Origin of the sequence: Citrobacter sp. NCU1, assembly GCF_010231475.1 — a bacterium.
Lineage (GTDB): Bacteria > Pseudomonadota > Gammaproteobacteria > Enterobacterales > Enterobacteriaceae > Citrobacter_D.
In genome coordinates this window covers 121,087-135,414 of record NZ_NRDO01000006.1, presented here as the reverse complement: position 1 = coordinate 135,414, position 14,328 = coordinate 121,087, and the positions used below count along the sequence as shown (strand labels likewise).

General features: G+C 49.6%; 13 protein-coding genes and 1 other RNA gene. 8 read left to right on the top strand and 6 right to left on the bottom strand.

Features of this window, described 5'->3' with window-relative positions:
* Positions 1–58: 58 nt before the first annotated feature.
* The 5 genes from rnpB to garP form a co-directional block, all read right to left on the bottom strand.
* An RNA gene (rnpB, locus tag CJP72_RS02945) (RNase P RNA component class A) lies at positions 59–439 on the bottom strand.
* Between the two features lie 32 nt (positions 440–471).
* Positions 472–1,617 (bottom strand): glycerate 2-kinase, encoded by a 1,146-nt coding sequence (gene garK, locus CJP72_RS02940; RefSeq protein ID WP_162379404.1) that lies wholly within the window; start codon positions 1,615–1,617, stop codon positions 472–474.
* Positions 1,618–1,681: 64 nt separating this feature from the next.
* Entirely contained in the window at positions 1,682–2,572 is an 891-nt protein-coding gene (garR, locus tag CJP72_RS02935; protein WP_162379403.1) for a 2-hydroxy-3-oxopropionate reductase, read from the bottom strand.
* 30 nt (positions 2,573–2,602) lie between these two features.
* A complete protein-coding gene (garL, locus tag CJP72_RS02930) occupies positions 2,603–3,373 on the bottom strand; it encodes a 2-dehydro-3-deoxyglucarate aldolase (RefSeq protein ID WP_162379402.1) in 771 nt (256 codons plus the stop codon).
* A 28-nt stretch (positions 3,374–3,401) separates the two neighbouring features.
* Positions 3,402–4,736: a galactarate/glucarate/glycerate transporter GarP gene (garP, locus tag CJP72_RS02925; protein ID WP_162379401.1), complete on the bottom strand. Its 1,335-nt coding sequence runs from the start codon at positions 4,734–4,736 to the stop codon at positions 3,402–3,404.
* Between the two features lie 403 nt (positions 4,737–5,139).
* On the opposite strand from garP, the gene garD reads away from it, so the two are divergent.
* A complete protein-coding gene (gene garD, locus CJP72_RS02920) occupies positions 5,140–6,711 on the top strand; it encodes a galactarate dehydratase (protein WP_162379400.1) in 1,572 nt (523 codons plus the stop codon).
* A 65-nt stretch (positions 6,712–6,776) separates the two neighbouring features.
* On the opposite strand, the gene CJP72_RS02915 is transcribed toward garD, so the two are convergent.
* Positions 6,777–7,586 (bottom strand): DeoR family transcriptional regulator, encoded by an 810-nt coding sequence (locus CJP72_RS02915; RefSeq protein ID WP_162379399.1) that lies wholly within the window; start codon positions 7,584–7,586, stop codon positions 6,777–6,779.
* A gap of 269 nt (positions 7,587–7,855) precedes the next feature.
* On the opposite strand from CJP72_RS02915, the gene kbaZ reads away from it, so the two are divergent.
* The 7 genes from kbaZ to CJP72_RS02880 all read left to right on the top strand — a co-directional run bounded on the left by kbaZ (position 7,856) and on the right by CJP72_RS02880 (position 14,328).
* The gene (kbaZ, locus tag CJP72_RS02910; RefSeq protein WP_162379398.1) at positions 7,856–9,148 is read left to right on the top strand and encodes a tagatose-bisphosphate aldolase subunit KbaZ; all 1,293 of its coding nucleotides are present in this window, start codon (positions 7,856–7,858) and stop codon (positions 9,146–9,148) included.
* Positions 9,149–9,167: 19 nt separating this feature from the next.
* Positions 9,168–10,301: an N-acetylglucosamine-6-phosphate deacetylase gene (nagA, locus tag CJP72_RS02905; protein WP_162379397.1), complete on the top strand. Its 1,134-nt coding sequence runs from the start codon at positions 9,168–9,170 to the stop codon at positions 10,299–10,301.
* 42 nt (positions 10,302–10,343) lie between these two features.
* Positions 10,344–11,507 (top strand): SIS domain-containing protein, encoded by a 1,164-nt coding sequence (locus CJP72_RS02900; protein ID WP_162379396.1) that lies wholly within the window; start codon positions 10,344–10,346, stop codon positions 11,505–11,507.
* 1 nt (position 11,508) lies between these two features.
* A complete protein-coding gene (gene kbaY / locus CJP72_RS02895; protein ID WP_162379395.1) occupies positions 11,509–12,369 on the top strand; it encodes a tagatose-bisphosphate aldolase subunit KbaY in 861 nt (286 codons plus the stop codon).
* Positions 12,370–12,550: 181 nt separating this feature from the next.
* Positions 12,551–12,973 carry a PTS galactosamine/N-acetylgalactosamine transporter subunit IIA gene (agaF, locus tag CJP72_RS02890; RefSeq protein ID WP_162379394.1) on the top strand — a complete coding sequence of 141 codons (423 nt, stop codon included), beginning with the start codon at positions 12,551–12,553 and terminating at the stop codon, positions 12,971–12,973.
* A 60-nt stretch (positions 12,974–13,033) separates the two neighbouring features.
* The gene (locus CJP72_RS02885) at positions 13,034–13,525 is read left to right on the top strand and encodes a PTS system mannose/fructose/N-acetylgalactosamine-transporter subunit IIB (RefSeq protein WP_162379393.1); all 492 of its coding nucleotides are present in this window, start codon (positions 13,034–13,036) and stop codon (positions 13,523–13,525) included.
* Positions 13,526–13,545: 20 nt separating this feature from the next.
* The gene (locus CJP72_RS02880) at positions 13,546–14,328 is read left to right on the top strand and encodes a PTS mannose/fructose/sorbose/N-acetylgalactosamine transporter subunit IIC (RefSeq protein WP_162379392.1); all 783 of its coding nucleotides are present in this window, start codon (positions 13,546–13,548) and stop codon (positions 14,326–14,328) included.

Here is a 14,328-nt window from a genome sequence, read left to right as displayed (position 1 = left end):
TCATTCATCTTACCTGCCTTGTAAAAGCAAAAACCCCGCCGAAGCGGGGTTCTTTAAGAGGTGAAGCTGACCGATAAGCCGGGTTCTGTCGTGGACAGTCATTCATCTAGGCCAGCAATCGCTCACTGGCTCAAGCAGCCTACCCGGGTTCAGTACGGGCCGTACCTTATGAACCCCTATTTGGCCTTGCTCCGGGTGGAGTTTACCGTGCCACGGACTGTTACCAGCCGCGCGGTGCGCTCTTACCGCACCCTTTCACCCTTACCTGATCCCACTTGCGTAGGCCATCGGCGGTTTGCTCTCTGTTGCACTGGTCGTGGGCTGTTACACCCCCCAGGCGTTACCTGGCACCTTGCCCTATGGAGCCCGGACTTTCCTCCCCTCCGCCCGTCTCCCCCGAAAGGGACGACGACGAAGCGGCGACTGTCTGGTCAGCTTCGGCGCGAAGTATAGAGGGTTTGTACGCCCTTGTCACCCCGCACTGTGCATCCCGACGGCCAGTGTGGCCGCAATATTGCGCGAGGAACGATAAATATTGTCAAATGCGCCCCGAAAAGCCTCTTCCAGCGTCTCAATCCGGGTCAAGACACTGAAGACCGCGTCAATGCCATACTGATGCACAACAGCGACATCGCTGGTCAGGCTACCCGCAATGCCAATCACCGGTTTATGGTATTTTTTCGCCACACTTGCCACGCCTACCGGTACTTTGCCGTGAATACTCTGGCTGTCGATACGCCCTTCGCCAGTCACCACCAGCGTACAATCGTGGATATGTTCTTCGAGATTAAGCGCTGTTGTGACGATCTCAATGCCGCTTTTCAACTCCGCGCCAAGAAACGCCATCAGTGCCGCCCCCATCCCCCCTGCCGCACCCGCGCCAGGTACGTCTTTCACATCAATACGCAATGATTTTTTTATCACCTCTGCATAGTGTGCAAGATTGCGATCCAGTTCAGTAATACGCTCTTCGGTTGCCCCTTTCTGGGGGCCAAAAATACGTGAAGCACCGTTCTCGCCAAGAAGCGGGTTGGTCACATCACAGGCGACACGGATAGCGCACCCTTTTAAGCGTGGATCCAAACCGGAGATATCAATGGAATTCAGGCTGTTCAAACTCCCACCGCCGTAACCAATCTCGGTGCCATTGGCATCACAGAGCCGGGCCCCCAGCGCCTGTACCATACCTGCCCCGCCATCATTGGTCGCGCTGCCGCCAATACCGATAATGATGCTTCTGGCGCCACTTTCCAGGGCATGCAAAATGAGTTCCCCGGTGCCACGCGAGGTCGTGATTAAGGGGTTACGCTTTTCCAGGGGAACCAGAGCCAGCCCGCTGGCCGCCGCCATCTCAATAAACGCGGTTTTACCGTCGCCGGACATCCCCCAACTGGCATTCACTTTTTCGCCCAGCGGCCCGGTCACCCGCGCGAAATGTTCAGAACCTTGCGTGGCGGCAATCATGGCTTCAACAGTCCCTTCACCACCATCGGCAACAGGAACAGAAACATATTGCGCATCGGGGAAAATTTCCCGAAATCCTTTTTCTATCGCCTGTGCTACCTCAGTGGCAGAAAGGCTCTCTTTATAAGAGTCTGGGGCAATTACGATTTTCATAGTTATGTCGCCTGACAGTGCCGCGCAAGGCAAGAATTACAGGGCGCACACGGCGCCCATCTTGTTAGCGAGTGACTTCCACTTTCGCCAGTTTTTCGTAGTAGCACGCAAGCGCGCTGTGATCGGCCGTCCCCAGCCCATCCGCACGTAACGCCTGCATCATCTCCATCACTGCGGCGGTCAGCGGCAACTGCGCCCCAACGCCATGCGAGGTATCCAGCGCATTGGCCAGATCTTTGATGTGCAGATCGATACGGAATCCCGGCTTGAAGTTACGATCCATCACCATCGGCGCTTTCGCATCCAGCACGGTGCTGCCCGCCAGCCCGCCACGAATCGCCTGATAGACCAGATCCGGATTCACGCCCGCTTTGGTTGCCAGAGTCAGTGCTTCCGACATTGCGGCAATATTCAGCGCGACAATGACCTGGTTTGCCAGTTTAGTAACGTTACCCGCACCGATTTCTCCGGTATGCACCACAGAACCCGCCATCGCTTTCAGCAGAGAGTAATACTTGTCGAAAATCGCTTTATCACCGCCCACCATCACCGACAATGTGCCATCAATCGCCTTCGGTTCACCGCCGCTTACTGGCGCATCCAGCATATCGATACCTTTCGCTTTCAGCGCGTCGCTGATTTCACGGCTCGCCAGCGGCGCAATGGAGCTCATATCGATCAGTACGGTCCCCGGTTTCGCCCCTTCGATGATGCCGTTTTCGCCCAGCGCCACCTCTTTTACATGCGGGGAATTTGGCAGCATGGTGATAATCACATCACACTGCTCCGCAATTGCTTTTGGCGTTGTCGCGGTTTCTGCACCTGCGGCAATGACTTCAGCGATCGCGTCACGGTTGCGATCGGCCACCACCAATGAGTAGCCCGCTTTGAGGAGGTTTTTGCTCATGGGTTTGCCCATAATGCCCAGGCCAATAAAACCTACTTTCATCGTCATAATTGCGTCTCTCTCTTCTTTTGGTGATATTTATTTCTTAAAGGAATCAGCCAGTTTCTGTGTAGCAGAACGGAAGACACCGAGGTCGCTGCCGACGGCAACGAAGGTTGCGCCCCATTCGAGGTAGCGACGAGCATCCGCTTCAACCGGTGCCAGAATGCCGCTCGGTTTGCCATGTGCTTTTGCACGGGCAAAAATATGCTGGATGGCTTTCTGTACTTCCGGGTGAGCAGCGTTGCCGAGATGGCCGAGCGCCGCCGCCAGGTCGCTTGGACCAACGAAGATCCCGTCCACACCGTCGGTCGCCGCGATCGCATCAACGTTATCCACACCCTGTTGGCTTTCAATTTGCACCAGAATGGTGATGTTCTTGTTTGACTGCGCAAAGTAGTCCGGCACGGTGCCAAACATGTTGGCGCGGTGAGAAACGGAGACGCCACGAATGCCTTCCGGCGGATAGCGGGTGGACGCCACGGCCTGCACCGCTTGCTCTTCCGTTTCCACAAACGGGATCAGGAAGTTATAGAAACCGATATCCAGCAGGCGTTTGATAATGACCGGCTCGTTAGTCGGCACACGCACCACCGGTGTGCTGGCACTGCCTTTCAGCGCCATCAGTTGGGGAATAAAAGTCGAGATATCGTTTGGCGCATGTTCGCCATCCAGCACCAGCCAGTCGAACCCGGCCAGCCCTAGCACTTCCGTACTGATCGGATTTGCCAGCGCAGACCAGCAGCCTATCTGTACCTGTTTAGCTGCCAGCGCAGCCTTAAACTTATTCGGGAAGATATCGTTATTCATCGCTTATACCTTGTCTCTTAACCGTTAATTACTTTTGTAATTCCATACGTTTAATGTCGCCGACAATAAACAGGTAGCAAACCATCGCCATCAACGCTGAACATCCGACGAACACCAGCGCGGCATTAAATGAGTGCAATTCACTGACCAGGTAGCCAATCACCAGCGGGGTAACAATGGAGGCCACATTACCAAATACGTTGAATACCCCACCGCACAGACCGACAATTTCTTTCGGCGCGGTGTCGGAAATCACCGGCCAGCCCAGCGCACCAAACCCTTTGCCAAAGAACGCTAACGCCATCAGCATCACCACTAACGCGGTATTGTCGGTGTAGTTACACAGAATAATGGTCGAGGCCAGCAGCATTCCGAGAACAATCGGTAATTTACGCGCCAGCGTAATGGTGGCACCGCGTTTAATCAGGTAATCGGAGAACACGCCGCCGAGTACGCCGCCCGCAAACCCACAGAGCGCTGGAATGGAAGCCACCAGACCGACTTTCAGAATCGACATTCCCTTTTCCTGCACCAGATAGATCGGGAACCAGGTCAGGAAAAACCAGGTAATGGTGTTGATGAAATACTGTCCGAAGAAGACCCCCAGCATCATACGGTTGGTCAACAACTGCTTGATGTAATGCAGTTTTGGCCCGCTTGCTACCGCGTTGCCAGGTTTTTTGTGGTCCATATCCACCACCGCGCCGTTTTCAGAGATGAACTTCAACTCTTCCGGCGACATGCGCGGATGGTCCGTCGGGTTATGGATCAGTTTTACCCACAGCGCCGTCAGCACGAAGCCGATAACCCCCATCACGGTAAAAACGTGCTCCCAGCCCCAGGCAAAGGTCAACCAGCCCAGTAGCGGCGAAAACAATGCCAGAGAAAAATACTGTGCTGAGTTAAAGATGGCGGAGGCGGTACCACGCTCTTTGGTCGGGAACCATGCCGCAACAATACGGGCATTTGCCGGGAAGGAGGGCGCTTCTGAAAAGCCCAGCATAAAACGCATAAAGAACATTGAGATACCCGCCCAGGCCAACGGGAACATATCCACAAAGCCCTGCAGGAAGGTAAACAGCGACCAGAAGAACAGGCTGTATGTATAGACTTTCTTCGAGCCAAATTTGTCGAGCAGCCAGCCGCCAGGGATTTGCATCAGCAAATAGGCCCAGCCGAAGGCGGAAAAGATGTACCCCATTGACACCGCACTCAACTGTAGCTCTTTCGCCACTTCGGTACCGGCAATGGAAAGTGTCGCACGGTCAGCGTAGTTAACTGCCGTCACAATAAAAATTATTAACAAGATTAAATAACGGGTATGCGTACCTTTCTTTTTCTCTTCAACCGTATCCAGTATCATTTTATTTACCTCAGGCACTTAAGAAGACATTCTTATTATTATTTGAGTGTGATTTCATGTGACAAATTACTAAACAAAGAGAATATAAAATAATTTATCAGACACCTTAAACCGTGATTCAGTATAATCAGCGAGGCGATATCAGGCATTGTGCAAAAGAACATTTAATCCGTAATATTTAAATATAATCTTGAGCAAATGCACATAATGCTGGGCGCTGATGCACAGATTTACGCTTTCCTGCCCCTTGTGGCGCGGCGCTCACAACAATGAGTGACATTGATCACATTCTTGATTATGAACTCCTGACATTCTTATTTCACAACATTGAATCTTTAATTCTTATCATCAGATTCGACTCTTATATTTTTATTATCACCACCTGGCTGGAGAATACTGGACAATGGCCGACATCGAAATTAGGCAAGAATCGCCAACGGCGTTTTATATTAAGGTGCATGACACTGACAATGTAGCGATTATTGTCAATGACAATGGTCTGAAATCCGGGACGCGTTTCCCTGACGGACTGGAGTTGATTGAACATATTCCTCAGGGCCATAAAGTGGCGCTGGAGGCCATTCCTGTTCACGGTGAAATCATACGCTACGGCGAAGTCATTGGTTACGCGGTTCGCGACATTGCCCGCGGTAGCTGGATTGATGAATCCCTGGTTGAGCTGCCGAAAGCACCGCCGCTGAATACCCTGCCACTGGCCACTAAAGTACCGGAACCTCTACCGCCGCTCGAAGGCTATACCTTTGAAGGCTATCGCAACGCCGACGGAAGCGTGGGGACCAAGAACCTGCTCGGTATCTCTACCAGCGTCCATTGTGTTGCCGGGGTTGTGGATTACGTGGTGAAAATCATTGAGCGCGATCTGTTGCCCCATTATCCAAACGTAGACGGCGTAGTGGGGCTCAATCACCTCTATGGCTGCGGTGTTGCCATCAATGCCCCCGCCGCAATCGTACCGATTCGCACTATCCATAACATCGCACTGAACCCCAACTTTGGCGGCGAAGTGATGGTTATCGGGCTGGGTTGCGAAAAGCTGCAGCCGGAACGTCTGCTGGAAGGGACCGACGATGTGCAAAGTATCCCGGTGGATAGCGCCAGTATCGTGACGCTCCAGGATGAGAAGCACGTAGGATTTAAATCGATGGTCGATGACATTTTGCAGGTGGCAAAACGGCATCTGCAAAAATTGAATCAACGCCAGCGCGAAACCTGCCCGGCCTCTGAACTGGTGGTCGGTATGCAGTGCGGCGGTAGCGATGCGTTTTCCGGCGTAACGGCCAACCCGGCGGTAGGTTATGCTTCTGACCTGTTAGTACGCTGCGGCGCAACGGTCATGTTCTCAGAAGTCACCGAAGTGCGCGATGCGATCCATTTACTGACACCGCGCGCCGTGAATGAAGAAGTGGGTAAACGCCTGCTGGAAGAGATGGCCTGGTACGATAACTATCTTGATATGGGGAAAACCGACCGCAGCGCTAACCCTTCACCAGGCAACAAAAAAGGCGGCCTGGCCAATGTGGTGGAAAAAGCGCTCGGATCTATCGCCAAGTCAGGCAAAAGCGCCATTGTGGAAGTTCTCTCGCCGGGTCAGCGCCCCAGCAAACGCGGTCTGATTTATGCCGCCACGCCCGCCAGCGATTTTGTTTGCGGCACGCAGCAAGTGGCTTCGGGGATTACCGTTCAGGTCTTTACCACCGGGCGTGGAACACCGTACGGCTTGATGGCGGTGCCAGTGATTAAGATGGCGACCCGTACAGAGCTGGCGAACCGCTGGTACGACTTAATGGACATTAATGCGGGAACGATCGCAACGGGTGAAGAGACCATCGAAGAGGTGGGGCAGAAGCTGTTCGAGTTCATCCTTGAGGTCGCCAGTGGTCGCAAGAAAACGTTCTCGGATCAATGGGGGCTACATAACCAACTGGCCGTATTTAACCCAGCGCCAGTGACCTGATAGTGATACTGAGGCCGGGTGCTGCGTACCCGGCCTTCCCTTCTCCTCGAATGAGAGGGAGGGAATTAATTCTCAACCAGAATCACATCAATGCCCATTTTCCGTAATGCTTCCAGACACTCAACGGGAATGCCTTCATCCACAATAATCATATCAATACGTTGCATATCAATAATTTTGTGCAGGCTGGAGCGGTTAAATTTACTGGAGTCAGTGACCACGATAATCCGATCCGCCACCTCACACATTCGGCGATTAAGTCTGGCCTCATCTTCGTTATGCGTGCTGACGCCGCGATCTAAATCAATGGCATCAACGCCAAGGAACAAGATATCAAAGTGGTAATTTTGCAGTGACTGTTCCGCCTGATCGCCGTAAAACGACTGCGACTGGCGGCGCAGATGCCCGCCCGTCATCAGCAGTTCAACCCCTTCCGCTTCGAGTAACGCATTGGCGACGTTCATACCGTTGGTCATCGCAATCACATCAGTATGCTGACGCAGCATGCGGGCTATTTCGCAGGTCGTGGTACCCGAGTCAAGGATCACGCGATGCCCGGGTTTGATCAGTTCAGCGGCTGCTCTGGCAATACTGCGTTTCACCGCCGTATTAAGAGAGCTTTTATCTTCAACAGAAGGTTCCGCGGCCGGCATATTGCTATCGCAAATCAACGCGCCGCCATAAGCACGAACGGCAATTCCCTGTTTTTCCAGAAACGCCAGATCGTTACGGATGGTGACCGTGGAAACCCCGAATAGTGCTGAAAGATCATTTACCTGCACACTTCCCTGCTGTCGCAACCGCTGAATAATCTGCTCACGCCTTTCGCTGGTACCCGTTACCCGCTTATCTGCAGAAGCATCGGTATTATTCATAAAAAATCCTTTAGTAAATCTTTCGTTTCATTTCGTTTTTCTTATTAACGCCTTTCTTTTAGTGGAATGCAAGTCCCATAAGCCTGTCATTCCCCCGTCAACGCACCGCTTTAACCTTTCATTATGTTTCTTTTGTGAAACAGATCGAAAAACCAGCACCTTTCGTTTTATTTTTACAACACCATAAAGCAGTATAAAACAAAACAAAACAAAACAAAACAAAACAAAACGAAAGATTAATGTCGTAGATATCTGACCGGGAGAGGGAAGTGAAACATCTGACAGAAAGGGTGGAACAGCATAAACGGGGAAAAACAAACGGGATTTATGCCGTTTGTTCCGCACATCCACTGGTACTTGAAGCCGCATTACGCTACGCCCATAAACACCAGTCTCCATTGCTGGTAGAGGCAACGTCGAACCAGGTTGATCAGTTTGGTGGCTACACCGGTATGACGCCCGCCGATTTTCGCGGTTTTATTGGCAGTCTTGCCGACTCACTTGGCTTTCCACAGTCGCAGCTCATTCTGGGAGGCGATCATCTCGGTCCAAATCGCTGGCAAAATCTTCCCGCCGATCAGGCCATGAATAATGCAGATGTGCTGATCAAAAGCTATGTTGCTGCAGGATTCAAAAAGATCCACCTGGATTGCAGCATGTCATGCGCCAACGATCCTGTTCCGCTAACTGATGAGATTGTCGCGGAGCGTGCCGCACGTCTCGCCAGGATCGCAGAAGAAACCTGCTGCGAACATTTTGGCGAAGCCGATCTGGTTTATGTCATCGGCACCGAAGTCCCCGTTCCTGGCGGCGCTCATGAGACCCTCACTGAACTTGAAGTCACAACACCAGATGCGGCACGAAAAACTCTGGAAGCCCATCGTCACGCATTTGAAAAGCAGGGGTTAAATTCCATCTGGCCTCGTATTATTGGGCTGGTGGTACAACCCGGCGTCGAGTTCGATCACACGCATGTTATTGACTACCAGCCACAAAAAGCAGAAGCACTCAGCGCAATGGTAGAAGCGTATGACAGGCTGATCTTTGAAGCGCATTCAACGGACTATCAAACACCTCAGTCGCTGCGCCAGTTGGTGAAGGATCATTTCGCGATCCTGAAAGTAGGACCGGCTCTCACCTTCGCCTTGCGCGAGGCGCTCTTCTCGCTGGCGGCCATTGAAGAAGAATTACTCCCCGCAAAAGCAGGATCCGGACTACGTCAGATTCTTGAGAGCGTGATGATTGACCGCCCTGAGTACTGGCAAAGCCACTACCACGGCGATGGCAATGCGCGTCGGTTTGCTCGCGGTTACAGCTATTCAGACCGCATCCGCTATTACTGGCCGGATCAACACATTGATGACGCATTTGCTCGTCTGGTGCGTAACCTGGCTGACGAACCGATTCCACTGCCGCTCATTAGCCAATATTTACCGCTGCAATACGTCAAGGTCCGCGAGGGAGTTCTCAAGGCTGCGCCACGAGACCTCATCATCGACCATATCCAGGACATCCTGCGACAGTACCATACAGCCTGTCAGGAAGAGTCTCCTGCCACATAAAGAGGTTAAGGAAAAAGAGATGGCTATGCTACTTCGTGCAAGGCGCCTGCTCACTGAAGAGGGCTGGCAAGATGATTATCAGCTAAGAGTCGATAACGGCGTCATCACCGCCATTGAACCTATTCCTATGGGAGTCAGTCAGCGCGATGCGGAATTACTCTGCCCTTCGTACATTGATATTCATGTTCATGGTGGCAACGGCATAGATGTTATGGATGACGACCCGGATGCGCTGCACAAGTTGTCGATTTATAAAGCGCGAGAAGGTGTTGGAGCCTGGTTGCCTACGACCGTAACCGCGCCGCTCGATGTTATCCACCAGTCTCTACAACGCATTGCGCTTCACTGCGAAACCGGTGGGCCTGGAGCAGAAGTTCTGGGCAGCTATCTCGAAGGTCCGTATTTCACGCCTCAGAATAAAGGCGCACATCCGGCAGAACTTTTTCGCGAGCTTGACCTGGGCGAACTGGATGAGTTAGTCGCAATATCGCGTCAAACACTACGAATTGTGGCACTGGCTCCCGAAAAACCCGGGGCACAGGACGCTATCCGATACCTGAAAGCGCGAGGAATACGGGTCATGCTAGGTCACAGCGCAGCGAGTTATGCACAGACAATCGATGCTTTTGACGAAGGGGCTGACGGCCTGGTGCATTGTTTCAATGGCATGACGGGTTTGCACCACAGAGAACCAGGAATGGTAGGTGCGGGGCTACTTGATAAACGCCCCTGGCTGGAGCTGATTACTGACGGACACCATGTCCACCCGGCAATGATGCAACTGTGCTGCAATACCGCGGCAGACAGAATATTACTGATTACCGATGCCATGCGCGCGGCAGGCATGCCTGACGGTAAATATGAAATCTGCGGACACAATGTCGAAATGCATAACGGTGTCGTGCGCACGGCATCCGGTGGGTTGGCAGGCAGTACTCTGTCGCTGGATGCTGCAGTGCGCAACATGGTGAAAATTGCGCAAATCACCGATGCACAAGCGATTCATATGGCTTCGCTGCACCCTGCAAAAATGCTGGGTCTGGAAAATCAACGGGGTTCTCTGGCTGTTGGCAAACGCGCCAGTATGAATGAGCTGAATAGTCAGTTGCAGTTGCAACAAATCTGGGTGAATGGCCAGCCAGTTACTCTGTAGATCTTTTACCTGATTAATGTGAAAACGCATAAGGACAACGGTATGAATGACGACTTTTCTGAGTGTATAAATGGAGCGCAAACCTGGACCGCCCGGGAGATTAGCCAGCAACCTGAGTGTTGGCTGAAATCATTAAAAAACATTGCTCGACAGCGCGATGATCTTGATAAATTCCTGTCGTCGGTTTTTTCCAACCCAGGACTGAAGATCATACTGACTGGAGCCGGAACCTCCGCATTTATCGGCGATATTATCAGTCCCTGGCTTTCGTACCAGACAGGTAAAAACTTTGTTTCTGTTCCTACAACCGATCTGGTGACGAATCCGGCCGATTATCTGTATGAAGAACAGCCCACGCTTCTGGTCTCATTCGCGCGTTCCGGTAACAGTCCGGAGAGCGTTGCAGCAGTCAACCTCGCCAGCCAACAAGTGAAAAATTGCCATCATCTGGTGATCACTTGCAATGAAGCGGGCGCGTTATACCTAAACGCGACTGCAAGCGACAAAGCATACGCACTGTTAATGCCTGCTGAAACGCATGATCGTGGCTTTGCTATGACCAGCAGCATCACAACCATGATGGCTAGCTGTCTGGCGGTATTTTCTCCGGATGCCATCAACAGCACATCCTTTCAGGATGTCGCAGAGCGTTGCGAGAAAATTCTCACAACATACAGCGATTTCACCGACACTATTTTCGGGGATATGTCCTTTAAACGTATCGTATACCTTGGCTGTGGTGGCTTGCAGGGCGTTGCTCGCGAGTCAGCCCTAAAAGTACTGGAATTAACCGCAGGAAAACTCGCGGCATTTTACGACTCGCCAACGGGCTTCCGACATGGACCTAAGTCACTGGTAGACAACAATACTTTGGTCGTGATGTTCATCTCCAGTGATCCCTATACACGTTTGTACGATCTCGACTTACTCACCGAATTACGTCGTGACAAACAGGCACTACGTGTAATTGCCATCTCTGCATCGCCGGAACCTGAAGTCATTGCCGGTCCGCATATTTTATTGCCGCCATCCCGTGACTTCCTCGATATAGAACAGGCTTTCTGTTTTCTGATCTATGCACAGATATTTGCGCTTAGTGAATCACTTAAAGCGGGAATTACACCTGATACACCATCTGCAAGTGGTACGGTAAACCGAGTCGTAAAAGGTGTCATCATCCATCCCTGGATTAAGGCAGAAGCATAATATGGGCATTATATCGACTAAATATTTGCTGCAAGACGCACAATTGAATGAATATGCCGTCCCCGCATTTAACATTCATAACGCTGAAACTATTCAGGCGATCCTTGAAGTGTGTAAAGAAATGCATTCTCCGGTCATTCTCGCCGGCACTCCAGGTACATATAAACACATTGCTTTTGAGGAAATTTACGCGCTGTGTGAGGCTTATTCAGAACGTTATCAAATGCCTCTTGCGTTACATCTGGATCATCATGAATCTCTGGATGATATTCGCAACAAGACGAATGCTGGCGTACGCAGCGCAATGATCGATGGAAGCCATTTGCCTTTTGAAGAAAATGTGCAACTCGTAAGGTCAGTTGTTGATTTCTGTCATCGCCACGACTGTAGCGTGGAAGCAGAACTCGGACGTTTGGGCGGGGTAGAAGATGACATAAATGTAGATGCGGAGAGTACATTTATGACAGATCCCCTGGAAGCTCGCCGTTTTGTTCAGTTGACTGGCATCGACAGTTTGGCTGTCGCTATTGGCACTGCCCATGGCCTCTATACGCACCGACCGAATATTGATTTTGAGAGACTGGCGGAGATCCGTAAAGTTGTGGATATTCCCCTGGTGTTGCATGGAGCCAGTGATGTGCCTGACGAGTATATTCAACGAGCTATCAAATCTGGGATTTGTAAAGTTAACGTTGCTACAGAGCTGAAAATTGCTTTCTCCGGGGCACTCAAAAAATGGTTTAACGATAATCCTGATGGAAACGATCCTCGTAATTATATGCGTATCGGCATGGACGCAATGAAAGACGTTGTACGCAAAAAAATTTACGTTTGTGGCTCTTCTGGCAAAATTACAATTTAATATACATGCAGTATCAATATAGTAAGAAAACATTCCTGACATTATTGAATAATGAGAAAGTGATCAATATAAATACTTTCCTACTAATATAGAATTAGATGGATGAGGTAATCTTTAAAATACAACAATACATTAGCAATACAAAATAATAAACTTTATATTAATAATAAGGGGTTTCACTATGTTAGGCATTGTTATAACAGGACATGGGAAGTTTGCCACAGGATTATTATGTGCAGTTGAGCAAGTTATTGGTTCACAGACACAATGTAAAGCCATTGACTTTCCGGAAGGAATATCTACCGAGGAGTTGGCCAGCCAACTGGAAGATGCCTGTAATGCCTGTGACAATGGTGATGGTATCGTCTTACTTTGTGATTTGCTTGGAGGTTCACCATTCCGTCAAGCATCACAAATTGCACTAACTAAAAATAACTATGAAGTCATTTCTGGAACAAATATGCAGATCGCCGCAGAAATGCTGCTTGAAAGGGAAGAATTAACAGCTGCTGAGTTTCGCAATGCTGCTGTTATTTGTGGTAAAGATGGAATAACGAGCCTGTGGCACGAATTGAGCACTGATACAAATAACACAGATTTTTAGTGTATTACTGCATTATTAATAATAACCATATAAGCAACGCTACACCAAAAAGGTAAAATTATGCCAATAATCCATTTTCGGGTGGACTCACGTCTTATCCATGGCCAGGTTGCTTTAGCCTGGTCAAAAATGACCAACCCTAATCATATTATCGTTGCAAATGATACAGTAGCAAAAGATGTAACTCAGCAAGCGGTTCTAAAACTGGCGGCACCAAAACAAGTACGCCTGTCAATGGTTGAAATTGACAGAGTGAAATCTTACATAAAAAGAGGACTTCAGGAAAATGAAAATGTTTTTTTGTTAGTTCAGAATGTTATTGATGCGAGTAAGTTTTTCGATGATGATTTTATGTATCGCGAATTAAACATTGGTAATATGGTACATAAGACAAATTCGCAAAAATTAAATGATCGGTTATTTGTGTCAGACAATGAACTATCTGCATTAAAATCAATTATCAGTAAAGATGTTAACTGTTATTTTCAAGTTCTGCCAAATGACAGCAAGCAGGATATGAAACTGCTGCTACAAAAAAACGGCTTATTATGAATAATTAGAGGAATGAATAAATGGAAAGTTTACAGCTATGGCAAGTTATATTGCTCTCGCTATGGGCATTTCTCTGTATTAATGAGTTACTTTTTACTTATCTTGGATTGTGGCAACGTCCATTAATTGCAGGCGTCGGTGCTGGTATTATCCTCGGCGATCTTACTACAGGTATCGTCATTGGAGCCACCCTTGAGATGGTTTCATTGGGCGTGCATTCTTATGGTGGCGCTGTAGTACCCGATTATACTACAGGTTCGATTCTTGGCGTTGTGTTTGGGTACCTTACAAACGACATATCCCTGGGAACAACTATTGGTATTCCTATCGCTTTATTAGGTGCTTATCTTGATGTTATGGCAAGGATGTCAACAGCGATATGTGCCCATAAAGGAGACAAGCATGCAGCATCTGGAAATATAGCTGGCATGTGGCGATGGCATCTCTTTGGTTCTGTCCCATGGGGATTATCGAGAGCTATTCCTGTCTTTATCGGTGGGTATTTTGGTGACGCAGTGGCAAGACAATTTATCGAACATGTTCCTCAGTGGCTTATGAACGGTTTAACTGCTGTTGGTCACGCCATGCCAGCACTGGGTATTGCAATATTATTAAATTATCTACCATTCAACAAAAAAGCCTACTTTGCAGTTTTAGGGTTCGTTCTAGTTGCTTATTTAAAACTACCTATGATTGCAGTGGGTATCTTAGCTGCAATAGTTGCTATTGTATACACTCAGCTATACATGAGGGAAAATACCAATAGTAAAGAAAGTGAAGAACAAATTGGGGGAGAATTTTAA

Excerpts from the sequence above, each read along its gene's own strand:
- garK (WP_162379404.1), bottom strand. The coding sequence starts at position 1,617 with ATGAAAATCGTAATTGCCCCAGACTCTTATAAAGAGAGCCTTTCTGCC.
- garR (WP_162379403.1), bottom strand. The coding sequence starts at position 2,572 with ATGACGATGAAAGTAGGTTTTATTGGCCTGGGCATTATGGGCAAACCC.
- garL (WP_162379402.1), bottom strand. The coding sequence starts at position 3,373 with ATGAATAACGATATCTTCCCGAATAAGTTTAAGGCTGCGCTGGCAGCT.
- garP (WP_162379401.1), bottom strand. The coding sequence starts at position 4,736 with ATGATACTGGATACGGTTGAAGAGAAAAAGAAAGGTACGCATACCCGT.
- garD (WP_162379400.1), top strand. The coding sequence starts at position 5,140 with ATGGCCGACATCGAAATTAGGCAAGAATCGCCAACGGCGTTTTATATT.
- CJP72_RS02915 (WP_162379399.1), bottom strand. The coding sequence starts at position 7,586 with ATGAATAATACCGATGCTTCTGCAGATAAGCGGGTAACGGGTACCAGC.
- nagA (WP_162379397.1), top strand. The coding sequence starts at position 9,168 with ATGGCTATGCTACTTCGTGCAAGGCGCCTGCTCACTGAAGAGGGCTGG.
- CJP72_RS02900 (WP_162379396.1), top strand. The coding sequence starts at position 10,344 with ATGAATGACGACTTTTCTGAGTGTATAAATGGAGCGCAAACCTGGACC.
- kbaY (WP_162379395.1), top strand. The coding sequence starts at position 11,509 with ATGGGCATTATATCGACTAAATATTTGCTGCAAGACGCACAATTGAAT.
- agaF (WP_162379394.1), top strand. The coding sequence starts at position 12,551 with ATGTTAGGCATTGTTATAACAGGACATGGGAAGTTTGCCACAGGATTA.
- CJP72_RS02885 (WP_162379393.1), top strand. The coding sequence starts at position 13,034 with ATGCCAATAATCCATTTTCGGGTGGACTCACGTCTTATCCATGGCCAG.
- CJP72_RS02880 (WP_162379392.1), top strand. The coding sequence starts at position 13,546 with ATGGAAAGTTTACAGCTATGGCAAGTTATATTGCTCTCGCTATGGGCA.